General features: G+C 63.4%; 25 protein-coding genes. 16 read left to right on the top strand and 9 right to left on the bottom strand.

The window, feature by feature from the left end:
* Positions 1-587 precede the first annotated feature (587 nt).
* From gpmI to BKY26_RS14615, 8 genes are all read left to right on the top strand, one after another.
* Positions 588-2,105 (top strand): 2,3-bisphosphoglycerate-independent phosphoglycerate mutase, encoded by a 1,518-nt coding sequence (gene gpmI / locus BKY26_RS14650; RefSeq protein WP_071691132.1) that lies wholly within the window; start codon positions 588-590, stop codon positions 2,103-2,105.
* Positions 2,102-3,235, top strand: coding sequence for a murein hydrolase activator EnvC family protein (locus BKY26_RS14645; protein WP_071691131.1), 1,134 nt, complete (start codon positions 2,102-2,104; stop codon positions 3,233-3,235). The genes gpmI and BKY26_RS14645 overlap by 4 nt, the downstream gene beginning before the upstream one ends.
* A 12-nt stretch (positions 3,236-3,247) precedes the next feature.
* On the top strand, positions 3,248-4,567 hold the full coding sequence (locus BKY26_RS14640; protein ID WP_071691130.1) for a S41 family peptidase: 1,320 nt from the start codon (positions 3,248-3,250) through the stop codon (positions 4,565-4,567).
* A 15-nt stretch (positions 4,568-4,582) separates the two neighbouring features.
* On the top strand, positions 4,583-5,062 hold the full coding sequence (locus tag BKY26_RS14635) for an RNA pyrophosphohydrolase (RefSeq protein WP_071691129.1): 480 nt from the start codon (positions 4,583-4,585) through the stop codon (positions 5,060-5,062).
* Positions 5,063-5,110: 48 nt separating this feature from the next.
* Positions 5,111-5,608, top strand: a complete 498-nt coding sequence (locus BKY26_RS14630; protein WP_071691128.1) for a hypothetical protein — start codon at positions 5,111-5,113, stop codon at positions 5,606-5,608.
* A 129-nt stretch (positions 5,609-5,737) separates the two neighbouring features.
* Positions 5,738-8,683, top strand: a complete 2,946-nt coding sequence (locus tag BKY26_RS14625) for an error-prone DNA polymerase (protein WP_071691127.1) — start codon at positions 5,738-5,740, stop codon at positions 8,681-8,683.
* Between the two features lie 38 nt (positions 8,684-8,721).
* Positions 8,722-9,165, top strand: coding sequence for a DMT family transporter (locus tag BKY26_RS14620; RefSeq protein WP_071691126.1), 444 nt, complete (start codon positions 8,722-8,724; stop codon positions 9,163-9,165).
* Between the two features lie 14 nt (positions 9,166-9,179).
* Positions 9,180-9,545, top strand: coding sequence for a cupin domain-containing protein (locus tag BKY26_RS14615; protein ID WP_071691125.1), 366 nt, complete (start codon positions 9,180-9,182; stop codon positions 9,543-9,545).
* A 7-nt stretch (positions 9,546-9,552) separates the two neighbouring features.
* Here BKY26_RS14615 and pip read toward each other — a convergent pair whose 3' ends face one another.
* Positions 9,553-10,542 carry a prolyl aminopeptidase gene (gene pip / locus BKY26_RS14610; protein WP_071691124.1) on the bottom strand — a complete coding sequence of 330 codons (990 nt, stop codon included), beginning with the start codon at positions 10,540-10,542 and terminating at the stop codon, positions 9,553-9,555.
* A gap of 72 nt (positions 10,543-10,614) precedes the next feature.
* On the opposite strand from pip, the gene ubiG reads away from it, so the two are divergent.
* The gene (ubiG, locus tag BKY26_RS14605; protein ID WP_071691158.1) at positions 10,615-11,358 is read left to right on the top strand and encodes a bifunctional 2-polyprenyl-6-hydroxyphenol methylase/3-demethylubiquinol 3-O-methyltransferase UbiG; all 744 of its coding nucleotides are present in this window, start codon (positions 10,615-10,617) and stop codon (positions 11,356-11,358) included.
* 227 nt (positions 11,359-11,585) lie between these two features.
* Entirely contained in the window at positions 11,586-12,383 is a 798-nt protein-coding gene (locus BKY26_RS14600; protein ID WP_071691123.1) for a DUF2189 domain-containing protein, read from the top strand.
* A gap of 301 nt (positions 12,384-12,684) precedes the next feature.
* On the opposite strand, the gene BKY26_RS14595 is transcribed toward BKY26_RS14600, so the two are convergent.
* From BKY26_RS14595 to BKY26_RS14580, 4 genes are read right to left on the bottom strand one after another with little or no spacing between them, the layout of a single operon-like run.
* Positions 12,685-13,134 (bottom strand): MarR family winged helix-turn-helix transcriptional regulator, encoded by a 450-nt coding sequence (locus BKY26_RS14595; RefSeq protein ID WP_071691122.1) that lies wholly within the window; start codon positions 13,132-13,134, stop codon positions 12,685-12,687.
* On the bottom strand, positions 13,131-13,964 hold the full coding sequence (locus tag BKY26_RS14590; protein ID WP_071691121.1) for a carbon-nitrogen hydrolase family protein: 834 nt from the start codon (positions 13,962-13,964) through the stop codon (positions 13,131-13,133). The genes BKY26_RS14595 and BKY26_RS14590 overlap by 4 nt, the downstream gene beginning before the upstream one ends.
* Positions 13,965-14,222 (bottom strand): glutaredoxin 3, encoded by a 258-nt coding sequence (gene grxC / locus BKY26_RS14585; RefSeq protein WP_071691120.1) that lies wholly within the window; start codon positions 14,220-14,222, stop codon positions 13,965-13,967.
* Between the two features lie 39 nt (positions 14,223-14,261).
* Entirely contained in the window at positions 14,262-14,984 is a 723-nt protein-coding gene (locus BKY26_RS14580) for a ComF family protein (RefSeq protein WP_071691119.1), read from the bottom strand.
* 24 nt (positions 14,985-15,008) lie between these two features.
* On the opposite strand from BKY26_RS14580, the gene BKY26_RS14575 reads away from it, so the two are divergent.
* Entirely contained in the window at positions 15,009-15,881 is an 873-nt protein-coding gene (locus tag BKY26_RS14575; protein WP_227435053.1) for a methyltransferase domain-containing protein, read from the top strand.
* Positions 15,878-16,918, top strand: a complete 1,041-nt coding sequence (gene hemH / locus BKY26_RS14570; RefSeq protein WP_071691117.1) for a ferrochelatase — start codon at positions 15,878-15,880, stop codon at positions 16,916-16,918. Before BKY26_RS14575 ends, hemH begins: the two co-directional genes overlap by 4 nt.
* On the opposite strand, the gene BKY26_RS20805 is transcribed toward hemH, so the two are convergent.
* The 4 genes from BKY26_RS20805 to BKY26_RS14555 form a co-directional block, all read right to left on the bottom strand.
* A complete protein-coding gene (locus tag BKY26_RS20805) occupies positions 16,915-17,046 on the bottom strand; it encodes a hypothetical protein (RefSeq protein ID WP_281249838.1) in 132 nt (43 codons plus the stop codon). The two genes, hemH and BKY26_RS20805, sit on opposite strands and share 4 nt — an antisense overlap.
* Positions 17,047-17,152: 106 nt before the next feature.
* Complete coding sequence (locus BKY26_RS14565; RefSeq protein ID WP_071691116.1) at positions 17,153-17,551, bottom strand: (deoxy)nucleoside triphosphate pyrophosphohydrolase; 399 nt, start codon at positions 17,549-17,551, stop codon at positions 17,153-17,155.
* Positions 17,548-18,936 (bottom strand): bifunctional glutamate N-acetyltransferase/amino-acid acetyltransferase ArgJ, encoded by a 1,389-nt coding sequence (gene argJ, locus BKY26_RS14560; RefSeq protein WP_083431471.1) that lies wholly within the window; start codon positions 18,934-18,936, stop codon positions 17,548-17,550. Before argJ ends, BKY26_RS14565 begins: the two co-directional genes overlap by 4 nt.
* Before the next feature lie 19 nt (positions 18,937-18,955).
* On the bottom strand, positions 18,956-19,789 hold the full coding sequence (locus BKY26_RS14555; RefSeq protein ID WP_071691115.1) for a peptidylprolyl isomerase: 834 nt from the start codon (positions 19,787-19,789) through the stop codon (positions 18,956-18,958).
* Positions 19,790-20,005: 216 nt separating this feature from the next.
* Here BKY26_RS14555 and secA point away from each other — a divergent pair, with 216 nt between their 5' ends.
* The 4 genes from secA to BKY26_RS14535 all read left to right on the top strand — a co-directional run bounded on the left by secA (position 20,006) and on the right by BKY26_RS14535 (position 26,257).
* A complete protein-coding gene (gene secA / locus BKY26_RS14550; RefSeq protein WP_071691156.1) occupies positions 20,006-22,723 on the top strand; it encodes a preprotein translocase subunit SecA in 2,718 nt (905 codons plus the stop codon).
* Positions 22,724-22,747: 24 nt separating this feature from the next.
* Entirely contained in the window at positions 22,748-23,566 is an 819-nt protein-coding gene (locus BKY26_RS14545) for a hypothetical protein (RefSeq protein ID WP_071691114.1), read from the top strand.
* 81 nt (positions 23,567-23,647) lie between these two features.
* Positions 23,648-24,673 carry a hypothetical protein gene (locus BKY26_RS14540; protein ID WP_071691113.1) on the top strand — a complete coding sequence of 342 codons (1,026 nt, stop codon included), beginning with the start codon at positions 23,648-23,650 and terminating at the stop codon, positions 24,671-24,673.
* Between the two features lie 69 nt (positions 24,674-24,742).
* The gene (locus BKY26_RS14535) at positions 24,743-26,257 is read left to right on the top strand and encodes a phosphate ABC transporter substrate-binding/OmpA family protein (RefSeq protein WP_245764460.1); all 1,515 of its coding nucleotides are present in this window, start codon (positions 24,743-24,745) and stop codon (positions 26,255-26,257) included.
* The last annotated feature ends 3 nt before the right edge of the window (positions 26,258-26,260 follow it).

The following is a 26,260-nucleotide window of genomic DNA, read 5'->3' as shown; positions in this document are numbered from 1 at the left end:
TTTTCTCGCGTCCTCCCTCAATTCGCCCTGCCACGACGCCAAACATAACCTTGTAGTGACGAGCATTGTCTCGCCCCCGGCGGATCGGTTTTCTTGCCCCCACCCAGTCCGGTCCGCCGGGGGACTACACCAAACAGAAAAGGCCCCGCGCGAGAATGCCGGGGCCTTTTTGCTTGATGAGGGACTCCAGGGGTCACCGACAGGAGTCCCGTCAGATGATCCCTTGGTGCAGAGCGTTCCAGCTCCTCGATCAACGTTCACTGGTCAAAGCGCGGTGGAACAGCGCGAGTGATCACACCCTCTCAATCAGGGCACCTGCGAAGGTGTTTCTGGTCGGAACAGACGGTTTCTGCCGAAGGGTGGAGTGACATCGGGGCTCGGGCCAGTCGTTCTCACCGATTTCTGGTTCGTATCGACGTCTCAACCGCCCCTTTGCGTCTGCACGCCCGGTGTACAGGGGGTGTACGGGGGGTGTACGGGGGGCACCCCCCTCTTTCGGGGCGCATTCCGAACCCACCCTGTAGGGATTGCGTGTACCTCCCGGCGGGCCTAGAACGCGGGGGAGTGTTGTGAAAAAGGGGTCTCTCATGGCCGTGCCCAAACCTGTCGTCCTGTGCATTCTCGATGGTTGGGGTCTGGCGCCAGATGGGCCGGGAAACGCCCCGTATCTCGCCGCAACCCCTTGTTTTGACAGGCTTATGGCGACCTGTCCGAACGCCACGCTGATCACCTACGGGCCCGATGTGGGCCTGCCCACGGGGCAGATGGGCAACTCCGAAGTGGGTCACACCAATATTGGCGCGGGGCGTGTCGTGGCGATGGATCTGGGGCAGATTGATCTTGCGATCGAGGATGGCAGCTATCGAGAGCGCCCTGCTTTGCTGCAATTCATTGAAAAGATGAAGAAAACCGGCGGTGTTGCGCATGTCTCCGGCCTTACCAGCCCCGGCGGTGTGCATAGCCACGAGAGCCACATCCTGGAAACCGCCCGCGCCCTGACGGCTGCCGGGATTCCCGTGCAAATTCATGCAATTACCGATGGTCGCGACGTCGCCCCGCGCTCCGCGATTGACGCCGTGACCGCCTTTGATCAAGCCCTTCCCGAAGGCGCCCATATCGGCAGTCTGATCGGTCGCTACTACGCCATGGACCGCGATAACCGGTGGGAACGCGTGCAGCAGGGCTATGATCTTGTTATTGAGGGGAAAGGCCACGAAGCGGCCAGTGCGGAGGCCGCCATTCAGGCCGCTTATGAACGGGGTGAAAACGACGAATTCATCACCGCAACCCGGATCGCCGGCTATCAGAAACCGCACGATGGCGACGGCCTTCTGTTCCTCAACTTCCGCGCCGACCGCGCGCGGGAAATCCTTGCCGCGCTGGCCGATCCGACATTCGCTGAGTTCGACATTTCCGCCCGCCCCAACTGGGCTGCGACCTGCGGGATGGTGGAATATTCCGACCGGCACAACGCCTATCTCGACGTGATTTTCCCCAAGCAGGACATCGTCAACACCCTTGCCGAATGGGTCGCCAGCCATGGCCGCACCCAGTTCCATATCGCGGAAACCGAGAAATATCCGCATGTCACCTTCTTCCTCAATGGCGGCAAGGAAGACCCTGTGGCGGGCGAGGATCGCTACATGCCGAAATCGCCCAAGGTGGCGACCTATGACCTGCAGCCAGAGATGTCGGCGGGCGAGGTGACAGCGCATCTCGTGGACGCGATCGAGAAGCAATACGACCTGATCGTCGTGAACTACGCCAACCCCGACATGGTGGGGCATACTGGCATCATTCCCGCTGCCGTGAAGGCCTGCGAGGCGGTGGATAAGGGGCTGAGCGCGGCGGTTGCGGCGCTGGAAAAGGTGGGCGGCGCGATGATCGTCACGGCTGATCATGGCAATTGCGACATGATGATCGACCCGGAAACCGGCGGGCCGCACACGGCGCATACGCTGAACCCGGTGCCGGTGATCCTGTTTGGCGGGCCGGAGGACGTGACCATGCAGGACGGGCGGCTGGCGGATCTGGCGCCGACGGTGCTGCGGCTGATGGGGTTGCAGCCCCCTGAGGAGATGACCGGAAAGTGCCTGTTTGCATGAGGCTTCTGGCGCTGATCACGGTGCTTTGTGCGTTTGGGTCTGTTGCATCGGCGCAGACCACTGACCCTGCCCTGACCGCGCAACGCGCCGCCCAGATGCTGGAACGCGCCGCGCTGACGATGGCCGAGGCTGACGATGCGCGCGACCGGGTCGATGCGCTGACGGAAACCATCCGCGCCTATGAGGAAGGCCTGTCGGCTCTGCGCGAAGGGATGCGGCGGGCGGCAATCCGGGAGCAGTCCATTACCGTCGTCTTCGAGGCGGAACAGGAACGGTTGGGCCGTCTTCTGGGGGTTCTGCAATCCATGCAGGCCGCGCCCGCGCCGCTGCTGCTGATCCACCCCAATGGCCCTGTCGGCACCGCACGGTCCGGCATGATCGTGTCCGAGGTCACCCCCGCCGTGGCGGCGGAAGCTATGGAACTGCGCCGCCAGCTGGAGGAACTGGCCCTGCTGCGCGCTGTTCAGGAAACGGCTGAGGACCAGCTGTCGGACGGGTTGACCGGGGTGCAGGAGGCCCGCGTTGCGCTTAGCCAGGCGATGGCCGAACGGCGCACGCTGCCGCCGCGCTTTGCCTCGGATACCGAGGCGCTGCTGGAGCTGACCCAAAGCGCCGAAACGCTGGACAGCTTTGCCACCGCGATCCGGGCGCTGGACGTAATGGCCGCTGACACAAGGCTGCCCTCGTTCTCCGATCAGCGGGGTCAGCTTCCCTTGCCTTTGCAGGGGCGCGTTCTGCGCGGCTTCAATCAGGCCGATGCAGCGGGCGTCACCCGGCCCGGCCTGATCCTGGCGGCAGAGGCCCGCGCGCTGGTGTCCGCCCCATGGCATGCCACTGTGCGCTATGCCGGGCCGCTTCTGGACTATGGCAATGTCATCATCCTTGAGCCGCAGGGCGATCATCTGCTGATTCTCGCAGGTCTGGGAGAGCTGTTCGTTAGGGCCGGAGACCTGCTGGCAGCGGGCGATCCCGTCGCTTTGATGGGCGGCGAAGCGCCAAACCGCGAAGAATTGATCGTTTCTGACCCACTCGCGTCTGGTGGAGAGCTGTCGGAAACGCTTTATATGGAACTGAGAGAGGCCGGAGAGCCCGTGGACCCGACCGCGTGGTTTGCGACACAAGACCAGTGAGGATTTGAGAGAATGAAGAAGTTCATGATGGCGGCCCTTGGCGGCACCGCGGCGGGTATTCTGCTGACCACCCAAGTCGCCGGTCCCCTGATCGCCCAGGAGAACATTCGCAACTCGACCGTTTACGAACAGCTCGACCTGTTCGGCGATGTCTTCGAACGGATCCGCACCTATTATGTCGAAGATGTGGACGAGGCAGAGCTGATCGAGGCCGCGATCAACGGCATGCTGATGTCGCTTGACCCGCACAGCTCCTACCTGCCGCCGAGCGACTATGAATCCATGCAGACCCATACGCGGGGCGAATTCGGCGGCCTTGGCATAGAGGTGACGCAGGAAGAAGGCTTCGTGCGTGTGATTACCCCGATGGACGACACCCCCGCCATGGAAGCGGGCGTCGAGGCCGGCGATTTCATCACCCATGTGGATGGGGTCACGCTGCTTGGCCTGACCCTGGAAGATGCCGTCGACATGATGCGCGGTGAAATCGGATCTGAAATCGTGCTGACCATCGTGCGTGAAGGCGAGGATGAACCCTTCGACATCACCATCGTGCGCGATCGCATCCGCCTGACCGCCGTGCGTCACCGTCTGGAAGGCAACACCGCCGTTCTGAGGATCGCCAGCTTTACCGAACAGACCTATCCGAACCTGCGCGACGGGCTGGAAGAGATGATCGAGGAAGTCGGCGGAATCGAGAACCTGGAAGGCGTGGTTCTGGACTTGCGCAACAACCCCGGCGGGTTGCTGACCCAGGCCATTCGCGTCTCGGACGCGTTCCTGGAACAGGGAGAGATCGTGTCGACCCGCGGCCGCAACCCGGAAGATGGCGAACGCTACAACGCGACGCCCGGCGACCTGATCGACGGGCTGCCCATGGTGGTGCTGATCAATGGCGGTTCTGCCTCGGCCTCCGAGATCGTGGCCGGTGCACTTCAGGATCACCGCCGGGCGGTCGTCGTGGGCACCAACAGCTTCGGCAAGGGCTCGGTCCAGTCGGTGATGCCGGTGCAGGGCGATGGCGCGATGCGCCTGACCACGTCGCTCTATTTCACCCCGTCCGGTCGCTCGATCCAGGCGCTTGGCGTGGCCCCCGATATCCTTGTGGAACAGCGCGAGGTGGGTGAGGTCGAGGATAATGGCCGTCCGCAGCGCACCGAGGCCGGACTACGCGGTGCCCTGTCCAACGCGACCCTGACCGAGGATGAAATCCGCCAGCTGGAGGAAGAACAGGAACAGGCCCGCGCCACCGCCGAACTGCGCGCGCAGGACTATCAGCTGGCCTATGCCATCGACATCCTGCACGGCCTGAACGCCCTGCGTCCCCGTTAAGGGGGCGCGGGTCCGATGACGCCCGAAGACCTGGCAAAGCTGCCCTACCGGCCCTGCGTCGGCGTGGTTCTGATCAACCACGCTGGGCAGGTCTTTGCCGGGCAGCGCGCCGATATGGACGTGCCCGCTTGGCAGATGCCTCAGGGCGGTGTCGACAAGGGCGAGGAGCCCGAGGCCGCCGCCCGGCGCGAGTTGCTGGAGGAAACAGGCGTTTCGCCTGATCATGTGACGCTGGTCGCGCGGACTGCTGACTGGCTGCCCTATGATTTCCCCTCCGAGATTGCCGGGAAGAGATGGGGCGGCAAGTTTCGCGGGCAGAAACAGATGTGGTTCCTGATGCGGCTTGAGGCGCCCGATGCGGTGATCGACCTGTCCTATAAGGATGTCGAGTTTTCCGAGTGGCGCTGGATGGAGCCTGCGGCTCTGCTGGAGGTCATCGTGGAATTCAAGCGTCCGATCTATCAGGCAGTGTTGGTGGAGTTCGGGCTGGTGTGAACACGGCCCCGCTCGTGCTATCCTGACCGCCCCTTGCCGGAGGCCGCCATGCTCCACCGCCTGCTTCTGACCCTTGCCATCCTCGCCGCCACAACCGGCCCCGCGCTGCCCCTGTCCTGCGCCTATCTCGATGCCGCCGCGATGTACCGGCAGGCGTCCGAGGCCAGCGCGCGCTATGTGATCGTGCGCGGCGCTTTCCTGCGCAACGGGCCGGATGTGCCTTTGCCGCCCGATACCGACGACCCGGATACACCGCCGCCCTACAGCGTCGAGATGCTGTTTTTTGGCGATCTTGGCAGCCGTGTCGGCTTTCGCACACCGGTGGAGCTGGAGGTGACGGTACGGGTGAGTTGCGTGCTCAGCTGGTGTGGTGCCCCGCCCGAAGAAGGGCGCGAGGTGCTGGCCTTCCTGCGCGTGGACGAAGACCGTCAGTATCATCTCGGCATTGGTCCCTGTCCGGCTTGGGTGATTTACAACCCGTCACAGCAGGACCTTGACCAGATCACCGCCTGCATGCGGGGCGAGACCTGCGAGGCCGGGCGGTAGGAAGGCCTTTTGAAAGGCCTTTGCCGCGGGCCGGTGACGGTGCCCTGAACCTCGCTTGGGCCGACAAAGGGAAGGGCTGTCAGTCGGGACTCCAAAAGAGAACAAAAGGTGAATATACTGTGCCGCGCCATGGGATTCGCGGAACTCTCTATCACTTCCAACTTCACCTTCCTGACGGGCGGCTCGCACCCGGAAGATTATGCACGCCGGGCAGCGTTGCTGGGGCTGGAGGCCATTGCCATTGCCGATGAGAACTCGGTTGCCGGGATCGTTCGTGCATGGTCAGAACTGAAAGAGATCAAGCGCCAGATCGCCGAACGGCAGGCAGCAGACAAGGACCCAATCGGCCCGCCCAAACCTGCGCATCTGCCCGATCCGCCCCGCGCCCCGATCTTCCACCTGCCGCGCCTTCTGCCCGCCACACGGCTGGTGCTGCGAGAGGGGCTGACTCTCACCGCCCTGCCCCGTGACCGGCGTGGGTGGGCCAATCTCTGCCGGATGCTCTCGGCAGGCCGGTTGCGGACCCAGAAAGGCTCCTGCGATCTGGGTCTTCCCGACCTTTGGCAATTCGCCGACGGGCTGGAGCTGCTCCTCCACGGCCCGCCAGATGCCCTGACCCATCCGCGCGGCGCGGGCGACTGGGTGCCACAGGCGAAACAGATCACGCGCCGCCTTGGCCCCGCCTGTCACCTGCTGATGGCCCCCGCCTATGACGGGCATGACCGGTTGCGCTTCGAACGGCTCACCCGGCTGGCGGGGCAACTGGGTATCCCCACCGTCGCCTCCGCCGCGCCGATCATGCATCACGGGGCGCGGCGCAGGCTGACCGACGTTCTGACCTGTATTCGCCTCGGCATCCGGGTGGAGGATCTGGGCACGAAAGCACAGGCCAATGCCGAACAGCGCCTGCGCGGCGAGGGAGAGATACGCCGGATCTTCGCAGGCTTTGAGGACGCCGTGGACCGCACCCTCGGTATCGCCGGGCGCTGCACGTTCGATATCGGCTCGCTGCGCTACGAATACCCCTCCGAAATCAGCGGCGGGGAAACCGCGTCGCAAAGGCTGGAACGGCTGGCGCGCGCGGGGCTGAAATGGCGTTACCCCTCCGGCGCGCCGGATCGCGCGGTGAAGATGCTGGAGCATGAGCTGCGGCTGATCGCCAAGCTTGGCTATGAACCCTATTTCCTCACTGTCCACGATATCGTCGCCTTCGCCCGGTCGCGCGGCATCCTCTGCCAGGGGCGCGGGTCGGCGGCCAATTCCATCACCTGCTATTGCCTCGGCGTGACCTCGGTTTCCCCTGAGGTGGGCACCATGGTGTTCGAACGCTTCGTCAGCGAGGCCCGCGACGAACCCCCCGATATCGATGTGGATTTCGAACATGAACGGCGCGAGGAGGTGATCCAGCACATCTACGAACGCTATGGCCGCCACCGCGCCGGGCTCTGCGCCACGGTGATCCACTACCGGGGCAAGCGCGCGGTGCGCGAGGTGGGCCGCGCCATGGGGCTTAGCGAAGACATCCTCGGCGCGCTCAGTTCGCAAATCTGGGGCTGGGGCAGCAGCCGTGACATGGCCGATACCCGGATGCGCGAACTGGGGCTCGACCCGACCGAACCGCGCCTGCGCCAGACCATGGCGTTGGTGCGCGAAATCCAGGGCTTTCCCCGGCACCTCAGCCAGCATGTTGGCGGCTTCATCGTGACCGAGGGGCGTCTGGATGAACTGGTGCCCATTGAGAACGCCACGATGGAGGATCGCACCGTCATCTGCTGGGACAAGGACGATATCGACGCTTTGGGTATCCTCAAGGTCGATGTGCTGGCGCTTGGCATGCTGACCTGCATCCGCAAGGCGTTTGATCTGATCGAGCGACACCATCAGACCGACTACAGCCTCGCCACCCTGCCGCCCGAGGATCCGGCGGTCTATGACATGCTGTGCAAGGCGGACTCGCTTGGCGTCTTTCAGGTCGAATCCCGCGCGCAGATGAACTTCCTGCCCCGGATGCGGCCGCGCTGTTTTTATGACCTCGTCATTCAGGTCGCCATCATCCGCCCCGGCCCCATTCAGGGCGACATGGTGCACCCGTTCATCCGGCGCCGGAACGGGGAAGAACAGGTCAGCTTCCCCTCGGACGAGTTGGGCGCGGTTCTGGGCAAGACGCTCGGTGTGCCTTTGTTCCAGGAACAGGCGATGCAGATCGCCATTATCGGCGCGGGCTTCACCCCCGATCAGGCGGACCGGCTGCGGCGGTCGCTGGCCACGTTCAAGAAACATGGCAATGTCAGCGATTTCCGCACGCTTTTCATGAGGGGCATGCGCGAGCGGGGCTATGACGAGGAGTTCGCAGCACGCTGCTTTTCCCAGATAGAGGGGTTCGGCAGTTACGGCTTTCCCGAAAGCCATGCCGCCAGTTTTGCCCTGCTGGTCTATGCCTCCAGCTGGATCAAGCGCCACCACCCCGGCATTTTCGCCTGTGCGCTGCTGAATTCGCAGCCCATGGGGTTCTATGCCCCCGCCCAGATTGTGCGCGATGCCCGCGAACACGGGGTCGAGGTGCGGCCCGTCGATGTCAACGAAAGCTACTGGGACAACGTGATGGAACCCGACGGGCGGGGCGGGCTGGCGCTCAGGCTCGGGTTTCGGCAGATCCGGTCGATGCGAGAGGAGGACGCCCGCTGGCTGGCCGCCGCGCGCGGCAATGGCTACCAAGCGGTCGAGGATGTGTGGCGCCGTGCCGGTCTGCCCGCCCGCGCGCTGGCGGTGCTGGCCGAGGCGGACGCTTTCGCCGGGATCGGGCTGTCGCGGCGCGACGCGCTCTGGGCCGCCAAGGCGCTGCTGCCCGCCGAACCCCTACCGCTTTTCACCGGTGACATGGATGGCGAGGCGATCGAGGAACCCGAGGTCACGCTGCCCGAAATGACCGAGGGCGAACAGGTGGTGGAGGATTACGTATCCATGCGCCTGACCCTGCGCAGCCACCCGGTGGCGCTGATCCGGCATCTGCTGAGCCCGGGGCTGAACTTGGGCGCAACAGGGAAAACGCATCAACCTGAGCGGGAAATGCGCTAACCTTTCCACACGCACCTGATGCGAAAGGGGGGAAACTCATGTCCATTTATCTCATTGCCCTGTCACTTCTGATGGGGGCAATCATCTCGATCTACCTGCCAATGATCACGCAAACGGCTCGCATCCTGGGATCAGGCCCGATGGCAAACGTGCCCTTCTTCGCTGTTGCCCTAATCTCCTCGGTCATCATCGCCATCGCCAGCGGCAGCCGGATGGAACAGTTTCGCGGCATCGGCACCCTGCCGCTATGGTTGCTGACAGCGGGCGTGATGAGCGCGGGCATGATCATCGGGTCCAGCTTCCTGATCCCGCGGATCGGCATCGGGGCGTTTTTCGTTTTGCTGGTGTCAGGGCAGGTTCTGGCCGGGCTGGTCTTTGGCTACTTCGGCCTGTTCGGGGTGCCCGCAAGCGACCTGACCATTGGCAAGGTTCTGGGGGCGGTGTTGGTGATAGGTGGCGTATACCTTGTGACGTTTCGCTGATTGGGGAAAACGACATGCACTATCACAATCTCTACGCCAGCGCTGACGGCGAAAGCCACTGGCGCACGGTCGAAGTGCCGCTGGAGGAGCGGACCTTTGCCCCACCCGCCAAGGCGATTTTCGTTTCCGAGGTGGAAGCAGCCAAGACCACTGTCTTCCTGCGGCTCGATCCGGGGTGGGACGAACCCATCCATCCCACTCCCAAGCGACAGACGCTGTTCTGCCTTGGCGGCGCGGTCCGAGTCACGGCCAGCGACGGCGAAGCACGGGAAATCTGCAAGGGCGATGTCTGGCGGATGGAGGATACCCACGGAAAGGGGCATCATACTGCTGTGATCAGCAAAGGCCCGTTCGAGGCGGCCCTGGTGCAGTTCGACTGATCAGACCCTAAAGCCCGAATTTCCCACGGTTCTGCCCGACCTGCTTCATCACCCGCACCAGCTCAAAGCTGATACCGGGTTCCGATAGCGCATGCCCCGCCGCGCGGACCATATGCAGCCGACCAGACCGCCAGCCCTGCGCCAGGTCATGCGCCGACCGGGGCGGGCAGATCATGTCATAGCGGCCCTGCACGATGACGCCGGGGATATGGGCGATCTTCGGCAGGTCGCGCAGGATCTGGCCATCTTCCTGCAGGAAGCCCTTGTTGACGAAATAGTGGTTCTCCAGCCGGGCGAAGGCGCGGGCGTAATCCGCCGGGGCCTCGCCTGGATTGCCGTCGCTTTCAACCGAGGCCAGCGCGTTTTCCCAGGCCGACCAGGCGCGGGCATGGCGGGTTTCGACCATCAGGTCGCCGGAAAACAGCCGCCGGTTATAGGCCGCGATCATGTCGCCGCGTTCATCCTCCGGTATCAGCGCCGAGAACCGCGCCCATTGTTCCGGCCAGAACTGCCCCGCGCCACCGCCATAGAACCAGTCGAGCTCTCGCTGTGTTGACAGGAAGACACCGCGCAGGGCCAGGAACGCCGCCCGCTCGGGATGCGTTTCCGCATAGACCAGGGCCAAGGTCGCGCCCCAACTGCCGCCAAAGACGGCCCATCTGTCGATGCCAAGCACCGTCCGGATCCGCTCGATATCCGCCACCAGATGCCAGGTCGTGTTGTCCTTGGTGGACGCATGGGGCCGCGACCGTCCGCAGCCGCGCTGATCGAACAGGATCACCCGAAACGCCTCGGGGTCGAAATAGCGCCGCATCGCCGGGCTGCAGCCGCCACCGGGCCCGCCATGCAGCACCACGACCGGCGCGCCATCGGGATTGCCGCATTGCTCCACATAGATCTGATGCCCGTCGCCCACATCCAGCATCCGCTGATCGAACGGGTCGATCGGCGGGTAGAGATAGGCGCCTGCGCGCTTTTGGCCGGAGAATTTGTCCATGTTTCCCCTATATAGACCGATGGGGTGGGTCTGCTATGCCTGCCACGATGACAAGATCGGAAGGGGATGTCCATGAACAGCGCCACGAATACTGTTGATGACGCTGAAATCGCCAAGTTCGAGGCCATGGCAGCGGAATGGTGGGATCCGAAGGGCAAGTTCGCGCCCCTGCACATGATGAACCCGATCCGGCTGGACTATATTACCGCGCAGATTGCCGCGGAATTCGGGCGCGACCTGCGCGATGCCAGGCCTTTCTATGGGCTGCGCCTGCTGGATATCGGCTGTGGCGGCGGGTTGCTGTCGGAACCGATGGCGCGGCTTGGGGCCACGGTCGTGGGGGCCGATGCGGCCGAACGCAACATTCCCGTGGCGCAGGTGCACGCCGAACAATCGGGGCTCGAGATCGACTATCGCCACACGACCGCCGAGGCTCTGGCGGAAGCTGGAGAACAGTTCGACGTGGTCCTGAACATGGAAGTGGTCGAGCATGTCGCCGACCCGCAGGCCTACCTGACCGCCTGCCGGCAGCTGCTGAAACCGGGCGGTCTGATGATCTGTTCGACGATCAACCGGAACCCGAAAAGCTTCGCGCTGGCCATTGTCGGCGCTGAATACGTGATGCGCTGGCTGCCCAAGGGCACGCATGAATGGCACAAGTTCATCACGCCCGACGAGCTGTTTGCTCTGATCGAAACGGCCGGGCTAGACCCGGTGGACCGCAAGGGCTTCGTCTTCAACCCCATCAGCTGGCGCTGGTCCATCTCGGACCGCGACCTGAGCGTCAACTACGTGACGGCGAGCGTGAAGCGGTAAATCCCCGCTCTCCGATCGGGACTACCAGCGCCGGTGCATGCGGACCAACCTCAAGAAAATCTGGCGCCAGAGCGATACCGCCGCCGAGAGAAGCGGTGGCAATTCGCACGCCTTGCCTCAATTCCTGACCTGTTGCAAACTTCTTGGCGGAGGAGGGATGTCTCCGCCGTCACCCGATCCGTTGGTCGAGAGATCATCCCGGCACCATGCTTTGGGAGGAGTATGCCATGCCAACCAAGACCACAGAGGCCCCACGCCAGCCGGCCACGCTCGCAGTCAACAAGGTGACCAAGGAAGATATCACCGAGTCACTAAAAGCTGGGTTTTCCGACTTTCTGGCGCGCCCGGTCATGAGCGGCTTTTTCGGCCTGTTCTACGCTTTGTTCGGTATTCTCTTCATCTGGGCGCTCGTCTGGCTTGGCAAGATCTGGATGGTCATCCCTGCCGCCGTGGGCTTCCCGCTGGTCGCACCGTTCGCCGCCGCCGGGCTTTATGAAATGTCCCGACGGATGCAGAGGGGGGAACATTTCGGCTGGTCGGATATCCTCACGGTCATGGCCGATCAGCGGAAACGCGAACTGGGGTGGATGGCCTTCACCACCCTGTTCATCTTCTGGGTGTGGGTCTACCAGATCCGGCTGTGGCTCGCGATCATCCTGCAGGATGCATCTTTCTCGGATGTTGATGGGTTTCTGAGCATCGTGTTCTTCACGCCGGAGGGCTGGACCTTCCTTGCCGTTGGAACGGTCGTCGGCGCGGGCCTGTCGGCGGTCCTGTTTTCCGTGACCGTCATTGCCATGCCCATGCTGCTGGACCGGGAGCTTGATTTCGTGACCGCCATGCTCACCTCCATCCGCGTCGTGGTTGAGAACAAGGGCGTCATGCTGACCTGGGCCGCGACCATCTCGGTGACCATAATGCTGTCGCTGGTCCCCGCGTTCCTGGGCCTGATCTTCACTCTGCCGATCCTTGGCCACACCACATGGCATCTCTATCGGCGGGCAGTTTCACCGGTGGAGGCGTGATCGGCACCGACTACGAAAGACCATGCGGATGCCAACCGGCGTCCGCAGTACGAACGACAACATCGGTGCCGGCCCGGAGATAAGCCGCGTATCGACGACGCGCGCGGGGGCGATCCGACTTTGGAAGCAGGCAGTTTATGTCAGCCCAATCCGCGCAACTTCACTGCGGCGCGCCTGCATCAGCCAAATCGCCTCCGCGTGGGGGCGCGTCGGCGATGCGCGTCGGGCTTCGGCCTTGAGTCTGCGCGGGCAATGTCAAGGTTGGCCTCTGAGCAGCCGTTAGAGGCACGAAACGTCCCCCTCAATCCTTCTGCGCGACTTCCAGTTCGATCCGCATTTCGCGGATGACTGGCAGGGCGGCTCTCACCCGGTCGGCGCCGACTTCCTGGACGGTGCGGCTGAGGATGGGCGCGATGGTTTGCAGGGCGGCGTCCCGGGCGGCGCGGCCGGAGGGGCTGATTGCCACGAATTTGCGGCGGGCGTCGTCCCAGTCGGGGCGGATATGCACGTGGCCCGCGATCTCCAGCCGGTTCAGCGTGTTGGTCATCGCCCCGCGCGTGACGTGGAACAGCCGCGCCAGTTGCGCTGGGCTGCGTTCCTCGTTCGACCGGGCCAGGTGGTTCAGCACGGAAAAATGGCTCAGCTCCATCCCCTTGGGCAGCGCCTTGCTCAGCAGGGACCGCGCCAGTTGGTCGGCCATGAACAGTTCAGAGAACAGGGCAATGGCTAGGGGATCGTCGTTAGAGCTCATGTCACCAAAGTATAGGGCCGGTCATGTCGGATCGAGGGCACACGCCCCCGTGCCTTGTCCACCTCTTTGACGTCCACGTCAATGACATGCAGCCCCGGTTCGGTGCCCGCATCCAGCAGAACCTCGCCCCATGGGGCCACCACAAGGCTGTGGCCATGGGTCTGGCGGGGTTTGCCTCGGCTGACATTGTGGTCGCCCGTCTGCGCGGGCGCGATGACGAAACAGCCGGTTTCGATGGCCCGCGCCCGCAACAGCGTTTCCCAATGGGCCTTGCCGGTTACGGGGGAAAACGCGGCAGGCACGGTCAGCACCTGCGCGCCCGCCTTGGCGAGATCCCGGTAAAGATAGGCGAAGCGCATGTCGTAGCAGATGGACAGGCCAAACCGCGCCCAAGGGGTGTCTGCCACCACGGCGCGGTCGCCGGGGCGGTAGCCGTCGGATTCGCGGAACGTCTCGGTTTCCGTCACGTTCACGTCGAACATGTGGATCTTGTCGTACCACGCGGCGATGTCGCCGGTGTCAGAGATCAGCAAGGACCGGTTGGCAAAGCGCCCATCCGGATCGCCCGATTGCAGCCCGAGCGAGCCGAGCAGCACCCAGAGGCCCGCCTCTTGCGCCGCTTGACGAACGGCGGCAAGGGTCGGGTCACTATCCTGCGGGTGCAGAACCGCCGCCTGATGGCTGCGGCTCTGGGACACGCAATTGGTGACTTCCGGTGTCAGCAGGATGTCGGCCCCGGCGGCCTTGGCCTTTGCCATCGCCGCCAGAACCGTTTTGGCATTCTCCCCCGGATCGTCCGAGGAGCACATCTGCAAAATCGCGGCGCGCATTCAGCCCTGCAGCAGTTTGTCCAATTTCCCCGCGCGGTCGAGCGCGGCCATGTCATCGTAGCCGCCCACATGGGTCTGGCCCACGAAAATCTGCGGCACGGTGTGGCGGCCATTGGCGCGGCTCAGCATTTCCTGCCGCTTCTCAGGCGCGCGCGCCACGTCATACTCGGCAAAGCTGATGCCCTTGTCCGACAGCAACCGCTTGGCCGCGTGGCAATAGCCACAGAAGGGCGAGGTGTAGATTTCAACAGTCTGCATAGGTCTGGTCCCGAAAAATCGTCCTGTTCGGCCCCCTAGTTAGGCATCCTTGGCCACGCGCGCCAGTGCCATCACGCGAACGTTCTCTGCGCCTGCGTCATGGCAGGCTTGCGCGGCGGCGGCAAAGGTGGCGCCCGAGGTCATCACGTCGTCGACCAGCAGGATATCGCGGCCCACCAGAATATGGCCCCTCTTGGGATGCGGATGGATGGAATCGCGCAGGTTTTCGAACCGTTCTTCCCGGCCCTTTCCGTCCTGACTGGCGGTCTTGCGGATGCGTTTCAACGCGTCCGGGGCAAAGAAGGCCTGTGTTTCATTGGCCAGCGCCTGTGCCAGCAGCGCCGACTGGTTCACTTTGCGGCGAAACAGCCGCCACCAGTGCAGGGGGATGGGCACGATCACGGTATTGTCGTTCATCAATGGCCCCGCCTTGGCGGCCATCCATTTGCCCGCCGCACGTGCAATCGCGGGCTGGTCGCCGTGTTTCAGGCGCAGAACCATCTTTCGCCCATTGCCGGAATATGTGAAGACAGCGCGCCCCTTATCCCAGGGACGTGCGATGGTCATGCAGTCATCGCAGCGCAGGCCCTCATCCGGGTCAGATCCGGGCAGGGGTGTGCCGCATTGGTCGCAGGAAGGGCCGTTGATGAAGGGCGTATCGCTCCAACAATTTGCGCAGAGGCCGAACTCCGTCTCGACCGGCGCACCGCAACAGACGCAATCGGGCGGAAACACCGCATTCACAGCCGTTTGCAATTTCATCCCGGCCCCCTAGGTTGCTGCGACATGACCGCCAAGACTGACATGACCCGGCCTAAGCTGATTGATCAAGAGGCCTTGTCCCGCCATCGCGCCCGCGCGCGGCTGGATCGGGCGGGTTTTCTGCATGACGAGGCGCGGTTCGAACTTCAGGAAAGACTGCTCGACGTTAACAGGACGTTTACATCGCCTGCGATCGTGACCCCTTTTCCGGACCTGTGGGCCGATTTCCTGCCCGGCGCGGTGGTCGTGCCTGATTCCGACCTGCTGGCGCTGGACCCCGGCGCGCATGATCTCGTGCTTCACGTAATGGGCCTGCATTGGGCAGAGGACCCGGTGGGGCAACTGGTGCAATGCCGCCGCGCGCTGCGGCCCGACGGGCTACTGATGGTGACGATGCTGGGGGGCGAGACCCTGAACGAGCTGCGCACCGCGCTGGCGCAGGCCGAGAGCGAGGTCATGGGCGGGCTGTCCCCCCGCGTGGCCCCGATGGGCGAGATCCGCGACCTCGGCGGGCTTCTGGGCCGCGCTGGCCTGTCGCTGCCCGTCGCCGACCGCCTGCCGCAGCGAGTGACCTATCAGACCCTGTTCCACCTGCTGCGCGATTTGCGGGATATGGGCGAGACGAATGCGCTCGCCGCGCGCCACAAGGCCACCCCGCCCCGCGCCCTTTTTGCCCGGGCCGCACAAATCTACGCCGAGAGATTCCCGGCCGAGGACGACCGCATCGCCGCGACATTTGAACTGGTGTTCCTGACGGGCTGGAGCCCGCATGACAGCCAGCAGAAACCGCTTCGCCCCGGATCCGCCGCCGCAAGGCTGGCCGAGGCGCTGGACACAACCGAATTCGATGAAACCGCCCGGCCCGTGCCGGTACTGAACAAAAGAGGCCAGGAATGACCCAAGCTCTGCCGCACGCCCCCGCAGACCATCCGCCCGTCAAATTCGGGAAGATCGGCGTCCTGCTCGCCAATCTCGGTACGCCCGACGATTACAGCTACTGGCCGATGCGCCGCTATCTGAACGAGTTCCTGTCGGACAAGCGCGTGATCGACTACCCCGCCTGGAAATGGCAGCCGATCCTTCAGGCGATCATCCTGACCAAGCGGCCCTTCAGTTCCGGCGCGGCCTACAAGTCGATCTGGAATCACGACAAGGGCGAAAGCCCGCTGATGACCATCACCAAGGATCAGACCGCCAAGATGGTCGCCGAGATGCAGGAACGGCACGGCGACAGGGTGATGGTCGATTTCTGCATGCGCTACGGCAACCCGTCGACGAAATCGAAGGTGCGGGCGATGGTCGAGGCGGGCTGCGACAAGATCCTGTTCGTGCCGCTCTACCCGCAATATGCCGGTGCAACCTCCGCCACTGCGAATGACCAGTTCTTCCGCGCGCTGATGGAAGAGGCATGGCAGCCATCGGTCCGCACCCTGCCCGCCTATTTCGATCATCCGTCTTACGTGGAGGCGCTGGCCGGATCGGTGGAGAAGGCCTATGCGGCGATGGAAGAGAAACCGGACATTCTGGTCGCCTCCTATCACGGGATGCCGGAACGCTACCTGATGCAGGGCGATCCCTACCACTGCCAATGCCAGAAGACGACGCGTCTGCTGCGCGAGCGGTTGGGCTGGGACAAGAGCCAGATCGTCACCACCTTCCAGTCGAAATTCGGGCCCGAGGAATGGCTGAAACCCTACACGGTCGAGGAGGTCGCGCGGCTGGCGGAGGCGGGCAAAAAGCGGATCGCTGTCATTGCGCCTGCCTTCTCAGCCGATTGCATCGAGACGCTGGAAGAGATCAACGAAGAGATCAAGGAAAGCTTCGAAGAGGCCGGCGGAGAACAGTTTACCTATATCCCGTGCCTCAACGACGAGGCGGCTCACATCTCTGCCCTCGCGGACGTGATCGACGTAAACCTGTCTGGCTGGATCTAGGCGGCAACCACCGGGCGGCCAGCGAATTCGGTCTGGCCGACCCGCACGACAACATGCCCGTTCGCAAGCGCCTTAACGAATGTGCCCTGCACGGAAACGCAGGACCCGATGACGATGGTCTTGATCATGGCCTCTCCCCAGAGCCGAGTGAAGTGATCACGTTAAGCGATTCTGGTAGAAAGTCACTAGGTTTGCGGCCATCCCAATGGATAGGTTTGTGGGGGAAATGGCTATTTACAGCCAATCGCGAAGGATCGGGATCAGGGGAATGTCTGCTGGAGGCATCGGGTAATCCCGCAATTGAGCCGCCCGGACCCAGGCCAACTGCTGCCCTTCCTGCGCCGTAACGATGCCCTGCCATTTGCGGCAGGCAAAGAGCGGCATCAACAGGTGGAAGTCGTCATATGTGTGGCTGGCGAAGGTCAGTGGGGCCAGGCAGCTTTCCCAGGTGTCGATGCCCAGTTCCTCGTGCAGCTCGCGGATCAGCGCCGCCTCGGGCGTTTCGCCCGGTTCGACCTTGCCGCCCGGAAACTCCCACAGGCCGGCCATCGACTTGCCCTCGGGGCGCTGTGCCAGCAGCACGCGCCCGTCAGGGTCGATCAGCGCAACGGCGGACACCAGAACGGTTTTCAAGATCGGTAATCCGCGTTGATGGTGATGTATTGATGGGTCAGGTCGCAGGTCCAGACTGTCGCCTCGCCGCTGCCAAGACCCATATCCACGGCAACGACCAGTTCTTCCTGTTTCATGTAGGCCGCGCCCGCCTCTTCCGTATAGCTTTCCGCGACCCAGCCTTTTTCAGCCACGAGGATTTCGCCAAAACGGATGTTCAGCAGATCCCGATCCGCCGCAGCGCCCGATTTGCCCACGGCCATGACGATCCGGCCCCAGTTGGGATCTTCGCCCGCAATCGCCGTTTTCACCAACGGCGAATTGGCAATCGCGCGGGCCACCTTGTCGGCATCGCGGGCGGATTTCGCCCCGGTCACACGAACCTCGACCAGTTTCGTCGCGCCCTCGCCATCCCGCACGATCTGCAACGCGAGATCCTGCAACACCTCGGTCAGCCCTGCGGCAAAGGCCCGCCCCGCCTCGGTCCGGGCGGATGTGATCGGGCTATTGCCAGCCATGCCGGTGGCGGCAACCAGAACCGTATCAGATGTCGAGGTGTCGCTGTCCACCGTCACCGCGTTGAAGCTGACATTCGTGCCGGATTTCAGCATCGCCTGAAGCGCAGGTTGCGTCACGGCGGCATCGGTGAAGACATAGCCCAACATCGTCGCCATATCCGGCGCGATCATGCCCGATCCCTTGGCAAAGCCCGCGATCGTCACGGTCTGGCCGTCCAGTTCCACCTGGCGAACCGCGCCCTTGGGGAAGGTGTCGGTCGTCATGATGGCGCGCGCGGCGTCTTCCCAGTTGCCCTCGGCAAGCCCGTCGCGCAGGTCGGTCAGGGCATGGGTGATCTTTTCGGGCGGCAGAGGTTGCCCGATCACGCCGGTGGAGGATGAAAACACATGCCCCTTGGGCAGGTTCATCATCTGCGCCAGCGATCCGGTGACCTCGTCCACGGTCTGCTGCCCGGCATGGCCGGTGAAGGCGTTGGAATTGCCCGCGTTGACGATAAAGGCAAAGCCCTTGGCCGCGCCGGGTTTCAGCGCTGCAAGCTTGGCCTCGCAATCCAGCACCGGCGCGGACCGGGTGGACGACCGCGTAAAGACGCCCGCAATCGTGCTGCCGGGCGCAAGTTCCGCTAGCATAACATCCTTGCGGCCCTTGTATTTCACGCCAGCGGCAACACCCGACAGGCGCAGGCCCTCGATAGGCGGAATCGACGGGAACCCGTCCTTCGGCGCCAGCGGGGAAACCGCGGGCGCCGGTGTTGTCGCGGGTGGGCTGGCCTCAGTGCTCTCTCGCTCGGCCTTGAGCTTCTTGCGCAGTTTGTTCAGCTTGCGTTTCAGCTCGGCCACCTCTCCGGTTGCCTTGCCGTGTTTCGCCTTCTTGTCTTTCTTGGCCATGCCCGCCCCTTGTGGCAAATCAGTTGTCCAGCAGATCGAGATTGCGGATCAGAGCCGGGTCAATGTCAAGCTCCGGACGGTCGATTTCGGCCGCTGCGGTCAGGGATTCGATATGCGCATCGACGCGGGCCTGGCGCAGTCCCTCTTCCAGCTGCTCGCGCACCTCTTCCAGCGCCGGGGCAGCCTGGTCGCGGCTGTCATTCAGGATGACGACGTGCCAGCCGAAGCGGGTTTCGACGGGGGGCGAGACCTCGCCGACTTCCAGCGCAAAGACCGCTTCTTCGAAGGACGGCACCATCATGCCGGCTGTGAACCAGCCAAGCTGCCCGCCATTGGGGCCGGAGGGGCCGGTGGAGTGTTCACGCGCCAGTTCCGCGAAGTCTGCGCCGCCTTCCAGTTCCTCGACCAGCGCCAGCGCCTCTTCCTGGGTTTCCACCAGGATGTGCGAGGCGTTGTATTCGGTGACGGCCTCCATCTCGCCGAATTCGGCGTCATAGGCGGCCTGCAATTCTTCTGCCGGAATCTCGGCCAGGGCGATCTCGTCCAGCGTCAGGGCTGCGACATAGGCGCGTTCTTCGTTTTCCAGCCCAAGACGCATGGCGGCGGACAGGTCGTCCCGCGCGGCGGTGGCCACGATTTCCTGCTGCACCAGCTGTTCCAGAATGCCAGTCAGCAACACGTCATCGGGCAGCGCCTGATATTGCTCGGGCAGTTGCGAATGCGCCACGATGATATGGCCAAGCGTGATGTCCTGACCGTTGATCGTTGCAAGCACCGTGTCCGCATCCTGCGCCATGGCGGGTGTGATCATAAGCGCGGACAGGGCCGCACCGGCAAGAATTCGTTTCGTCATTGAAGAGTTTCCCATGTTGGATGGCCGCGAAGGACTCCCGGCCGCGTTGACACATTTCCGACAGCCCCTTATGTCCAACTCTGGTTTGGCATTGGGGCCCGGCCTGACTTGGGGGTCGTTTTAGACGCCCGCAAGGTGCCGGACAACCCGATGCCCAAAGGTTTGGCAGATTGCAGCCGCAACACGCGGCGTGACGGCGCGGAAGGCGATAAACATATGCTCGGTCTCGGAACACTCGCGAAGAAGGTCTTCGGCACGCCCAATGATCGCAAGGTCAAAAACACGCGCCCCACTGTCGAAAAGATCAACGCGCTGGAGCCCGAGTTCGAGAAGCTCACCGACACGCAGATCGTTGAAAAGACAGCCGAACTGCGGAACCGGGCTCAGAATGGCGAAAGCCTGGACGACCTGCTGCCCGAAGCCTTCGCAAACTGCCGCGAAGCCGCCCGCCGCGCCCTTGGCCTGCGGGCTTTCGACGTGCAGCTTATGGGCGGAATCTTCCTGCATCAGGGCAATATTTCCGAGATGAAGACGGGTGAGGGCAAGACCCTCGTCGCCACCTTCCCCGCCTATCTGAACGCGCTGACCGGCAAGGGCGTGCACATCGTTACCGTCAACGACTACCTCGCCAAGCGGGACGCCGAGTGGATGAGCAAGGTCTACACCGCGCTTGGCATGACCACCGGCGTCGTCTACCCGCGTCAGCCCGACGCCGAAAAGCGCGAGGCCTACAAGGCCGATATCACCTACGCGACCAATAACGAGCTTGGCTTCGACTACCTGCGCGACAACATGCGCGCCAACCTGTCGGACATGGCGCAGCGCGGTCACAACTTCGCGATTGTCGACGAGGTGGACTCGATCCTGATCGACGAGGCGCGGACCCCGCTGATCATCTCGGGCCCGTCCGATGACCGCTCTGACCTCTACACAAAGATGAACGAGGTGATGCCGTTCATTCAGGACGAGCATTACACCCATGACGAAAAGACCCGTCAGGTGACCTATACCGACGAGGGCAACGATTTCCTGGAAGAAAAACTGCTGGAGGTCGGCATCCTGCCTGAGGGGCAAAGCCTCTATGACCCGGAATCCACCACCATCGTGCACCACGCAACGAACGCGCTGCGCGCCCACAAGACCTTCACCAAGGACAAGGAGTATATCGTCCGTGGCGGCGAGGTGGTGCTGATCGACGAATTCACCGGCCGCATGATGGCGGGCCGCCGCCTGTCCGATGGTCTGCATCAGGCAATCGAGGCGAAGGAGGGTGTCAGCATCCAGCCCGAAAACGTGACGCTGGCCAGCGTGACCTTCCAGAACTACTTCCGCCTTTATGACAAGCTTGGCGGCATGACCGGCACCGCCGCGACCGAGGCCGAGGAATTCATGTCGATCTACGGTCTTGGCGTGGTCGAGGTGCCCACCAACCGTCCGATCGCCCGGATCGACGAGGATGACAAGGTCTACCGCACGGGGCGCGAGAAATACGAAGCCATCGTCGAGGAAATCCGCGCCGCCCATGAAAAGGGCCAGCCGGTTCTGGTCGGCACCACATCCATCGAGAAATCGGAAATGTTGGGCCAGATGCTGACCCAGGCCAAGCTGCCCCACAACATCCTGAACGCGCGCCAGCACGAACAGGAAGCGCAGATCGTTGCCGATGCGGGCAAACTTGGGGCCGTGACCATCGCCACCAACATGGCTGGTCGCGGCACCGACATCAAACTCGGCGGCAATGTCGAGTTCAAGATCATGGAGGCCATCGCCGCCGATCCCGAAGGCCACCCCGATGAGATCCGCGCGCGTATCGAAGAGGCGCATGAAGCCGATGAACAGGCCGTGAAGGACGCAGGTGGGCTGTTTGTTCTGGCCACTGAACGCCACGAAAGCCGCCGCATCGACAACCAGCTGCGCGGCCGGTCAGGCCGTCAGGGGGACCCAGGCCGGTCCAGCTTCTTCCTGTCGCTGGAAGATGACCTGATGCGCATCTTCGGGTCCGAACGGCTGGACAAGATGCTGTCCACGCTCGGGCTTCAGGAGGGCGAAGCCATCGTTCACCCCTGGGTGAACAAGTCTCTGGAACGGGCACAGGCCAAGGTTGAAGGCCGCAACTTCGACATCCGGAAACAACTGCTCAAGTTCGATGACGTGATGAACGACCAGCGAAAGGCCATTTTCGGCCAGCGGCTGGAGATCATGGCCGCCGAGGATATCAACGAAATCACCCGCGACATGCGCCATCAGGTGATTGACGATATCATCGAAACCTACATGCCGCCGCGGTCTTATGCCGATCAGTGGGACACGGACGGCCTGCACGAGGCCATCAAGAAGGCCATGGCGCTGGATCTGCCGGTACAGGCATGGGGTGATGAAGAAGGCGTTGATGATGACGTGATGCGCGAACGCATTGCGCAGGCCTCGGACGAGCAAATGGCGAAGAAAGCCGTGGATTTCGGCCCGGAAAACATGCGCCAGATCGAGAAGCAGCTTCTGTTGCAGACCATCGACACCAAATGGCGCGAACATCTGCTGACGCTGGAACATCTGCGCTCGGTCGTCGGTTTCCGGGGCTACGCGCAGCGCGATCCGCTGAACGAATACAAGACCGAGGGCTTCCAGCTGTTCGAGATGATGCTCGACGGGTTGCGCGCAGATGTGACCGAGAAGCTGAGCCGCATTCAGCCACTGACCCCGGAACAGCAGCAGGAAATCATGCGCCAGATGCAGGAACGTCAGGCCGCGACCCAGGCTGCCGCTCTGGACGCTGCCGACGCTGCCTCTGCCGCCGCAGCGGGGCCGGACCCGGATTCCAACGCCGCGCCCGGTTTCGACGAAAACAATCCCGATACGTGGGGCAATCCCGGCCGCAACGATGCCTGCCCCTGTGGGTCTGGCAAGAAGTTCAAGCACTGTCACGGCCGCCTGTGACCGGGACAAGACAGGCAGGCTGACATGGCGGAGCTGTTCGAGCGGACCCGTGGCAGCCTGACTTTTCTGTCAGTCCACCCGGTCCTGGACCAGATGGCACGCGATATTCTGAACGGGTTGCCGGACGCGGCCTGCGACGGGCCGCCCACCACGGTCTATTGCGGCGTGCATCAGGAGTTCGGCGATGCCTGGTCCCGCCCCGGCTTTCGCATAGCGATTCAGACCGAGCAGCTTTTCGAGGCCGGTGGCGCCGCGCTCTGGCCCTCACGTAAACGGTCCAACCTGCAACGCATCCTCAAGGCCGTGCGCCGGTCGCATCGGGTACTGGACCTGTCGGCCTATAATACCGCCTTCTATGACGCAGAACTTGGGCTGCCAAAAAACCGCCGCAAGTTGAGCTTTGGCCCGCATATATTCCCCGCCACCCCTCACCCCTACACGCCGCCCACGCGAGACGAGATCCTGTTCTTCGGCTGGACCGGTGGCAAACGGCGCAAGGGCGTGTTGCAAGGCATCGACCGGTTCAAGGTGGCTATGGTCGCGGATGGCACCTTCTTCGACGATCTGGATCAGATGATCCGTGCCCATAGCGCCGTTCTCAATATCCATTTCGAGGACGGCATCTATACCGAAGCGCCTCGCCTTCTCAGCGCCTATGTCTGTGGGACGCCCGTTGTCTCTGAACCGCTCGATCCGGGGTTCGAGGCCGGGCTGCATTACCACCTGCTCGGCTCTGACACGCCCTTCGATCCGCAGGCGGTGTTCGACGCGTTCTCTGCGCTCGTCACAAGCCGGTTCAGTTTTGCCGCCTATCTGGACAGCCTTGGCGACCGCAGCACCTGATTCCCCTGCATTTCCCCCGCATCTCCGCAATATCGCCCCAATTGAGCGGGATTGTTTCCGGGTAGTGAGCCGGAGACCGTCATGAATATCTCGCCCCGTATTATTGCCATTGCGACCATCGGATTGGGTGCGCTGACCTTTGGCGCGCTGATGACCGAGGCGCGTTCCTCCAACATTCGCCCGCTGAACATCGAAACCATGCGAGAGCTGATCCAGGGCCAGGCAAGCGCAGAGCCCGAGGTAACGGTTCTGACATCCGCCAGCACCGGATCAAACGGGGCAAGTACCCCGATTGAGACCCCGGCCCCGGCCCTTGCCCTGCCCGTGGAGGCACCCGAAGCGCCCGCCTTGCCGCAGCCGCAACGGCTCGCTCAGGCATCGGATGCCACCACCATGACCGATCAGGCGCTCAGCCCCTTCGGCCTGCCTTGCGGTTTGACCGTCAGCACCTCGGCCAGCGAAGGTGCCATCGTGGCGCTCGATATCATGGACCCCTGCCAGCCCCATTCGCGGGTGATCATCGAGCATTCCGGTCTGAACCTGACGGGTCGCACTGATGTGATGGGCCTGTTGACCATGGATGTGCCGGTCTTTGAAAACCCGGCCTTCTTCACCGTCCGCATGCCCGACGGTGCCAGCGACTCCTCTCTTGCCATCGTGCCGGATCTCGACAGCTACTACCGTGTCGGCCTGCAATGGAACGAAGATCGCGCGCTGGAACTGCACGCCATGGAATTCGGCGCCACCTATGGCGATCCCGGTCATATCTGGCTGGATCACGCCGGCAGCGTGGATCGGGCCGTAGCCGGTGAAGGCGGGTTCGTCATGCAGGTGGGAAGCGCCGATGTCGAGAACCCGATGCTTGCGCAAATCTATTCCTTCCCGCGCGACACGCTGGATGGAAACGGCAACGTGCGCCTGTCCATCGAGGCCCCGGTGACCGAGGCAAACTGTGGGCAGGATACGCTGGCCCGGACCCTCGAACTGGAAGAAGACGGGCGCGTTGCGGTCATCGAGCTGACCTTCACCCTTCCGGGCTGTGACGCTGTGGGAGACTATCTGGTGTTGCAAAATCTGCTGCATGACCTGAGAGTCGCTTCAAACTGATCTTCACCGGCACCACGCTTCATGATTGTTCAAGTCAGGGCGGCCGTTTTGGCCGCTCTTACCGTTTTGATGACGACCTGCTTCGCCTCCGCCCAGGATGTGGAGCTTCGTTCGCTCGATGGATCGGTGGAATTGTCGGGCACGATCATAGGGTTCGACGGCGAATATTACCGGATCGACTCGATCTTCGGACCGCTGACCGTCAATGCGCAGGGCGTCACCTGTCGGGGCCCCGGCTGCCCGGATTTGCAGAACTACGTGGCCGAGGTGCGGTTCATGGGGGCGCCGGTGATTGCCGAGCAACTCTTCCCCGCCCTCATCGAACGCTTCGCTGCCGCCCGTGACATGACCGTCCGGCGGCAGATCCTTGCGGAAAACCGCTCGCTCTTTGCCCTGATGCGCGGGGAGGATGAGGTGCTCGCCGCCCGGTTCTACGTGACCTCGACCACCACCGATGCGGGTCTTCAGGCGCTGCTGGACCGGGATACCGATGTGGCGCTTGCGCTGCGGGAACCCGATGAAGCAGAGGAAGACGCCGCAGAAGCCGCCGATCAGGGCGATCTGTCCATGGTCGCGCGCAGCCGGGTTCTGGCGCTGGATGCATTGGTGCCGCTGGTCGCGGCCAGCAACCCCGTCGATGCCCTGTCGCTGGAGGACCTGGCCCGTATCTTCGCAGGAGAGATCAGCAATTGGCAGCAGATCGGCGGCCCGGATGCCCCCATTGCGCTGCACCTGATGGATCCCGAAAGCGGCCATGCGCAGGACGTCGCGGTGCGGATCATGTCGCCGTTCGGGCTGAACGCCAGTGATCGCGCTGAACGGCATAGCGACGCCACCGACCTTGCCGACGCCGTGGCCCGCGACCCCTATGCCATCGGCATCGGGCGATTTTCCCGCACCGGCAATGCCCGCATGCTGCCTCTGCGCGGCGCCTGCGGCTTCGTTCAGCACGCTACGGCGAGCAGCCTGAAATCCGAAGACTACCCGCTGACCGCGCCCTTGCTGATGTACCTTCCGGTTCGGCGTATGCCGCAACTGGTGCGCGATTTCATGCGGTTCTTCGAAAGCGCCGAGGCCGACCGGGTGATCCGCCGCCTTGGCTTCGTCAATCAGGGGATCACCCTACAACCGCTGGCCACACAGGGGGAGCGGCTGGCCAATGCGGTGATCGCAGCAGGTGAGGAGATTGCGCTGGAGGATTTGCAAGACCTCGTCACCGCCATGTCCGGGGCAGAACGCCTGTCGACGACGCTGCGGTTCGAGGAAGGCACGACCGAGCTTGACCCACAGTCTCTGTCCGCAGTGTCGCGGCTGGCGCGGGCGATTGAACGGGGGGCCTTTGATGGGCGTGAACTGGTGTTCGTGGGTTTTTCCGACGGGCAGGGCAGTGCCGGGGCCAATCTGCGCCTGTCACGCGGGCGGGCCGAAGCGGTGCGGCTGGCGGTTATCGCTGCAGCGGAAGAGGGCGACCTGAACCGCGTCACCTTGCGGGTCGCGGGGTTTGGCGAAGCGCTGCCCATGGCCTGCGACGACAGCGAGGCAGGGCGCGCGGTGAACCGGCGTGTCGAGGTCTGGCTGCGCTGATCG

The sequence above is a fragment of the Nioella sediminis genome, assembly GCF_001879695.1.
In the GTDB taxonomy this organism is placed as follows: domain Bacteria; phylum Pseudomonadota; class Alphaproteobacteria; order Rhodobacterales; family Rhodobacteraceae; genus Nioella; species Nioella sediminis.
Note: the sequence above shows the minus strand (reverse complement) of the source record. Positions and strands in the feature narration are given on the sequence as shown.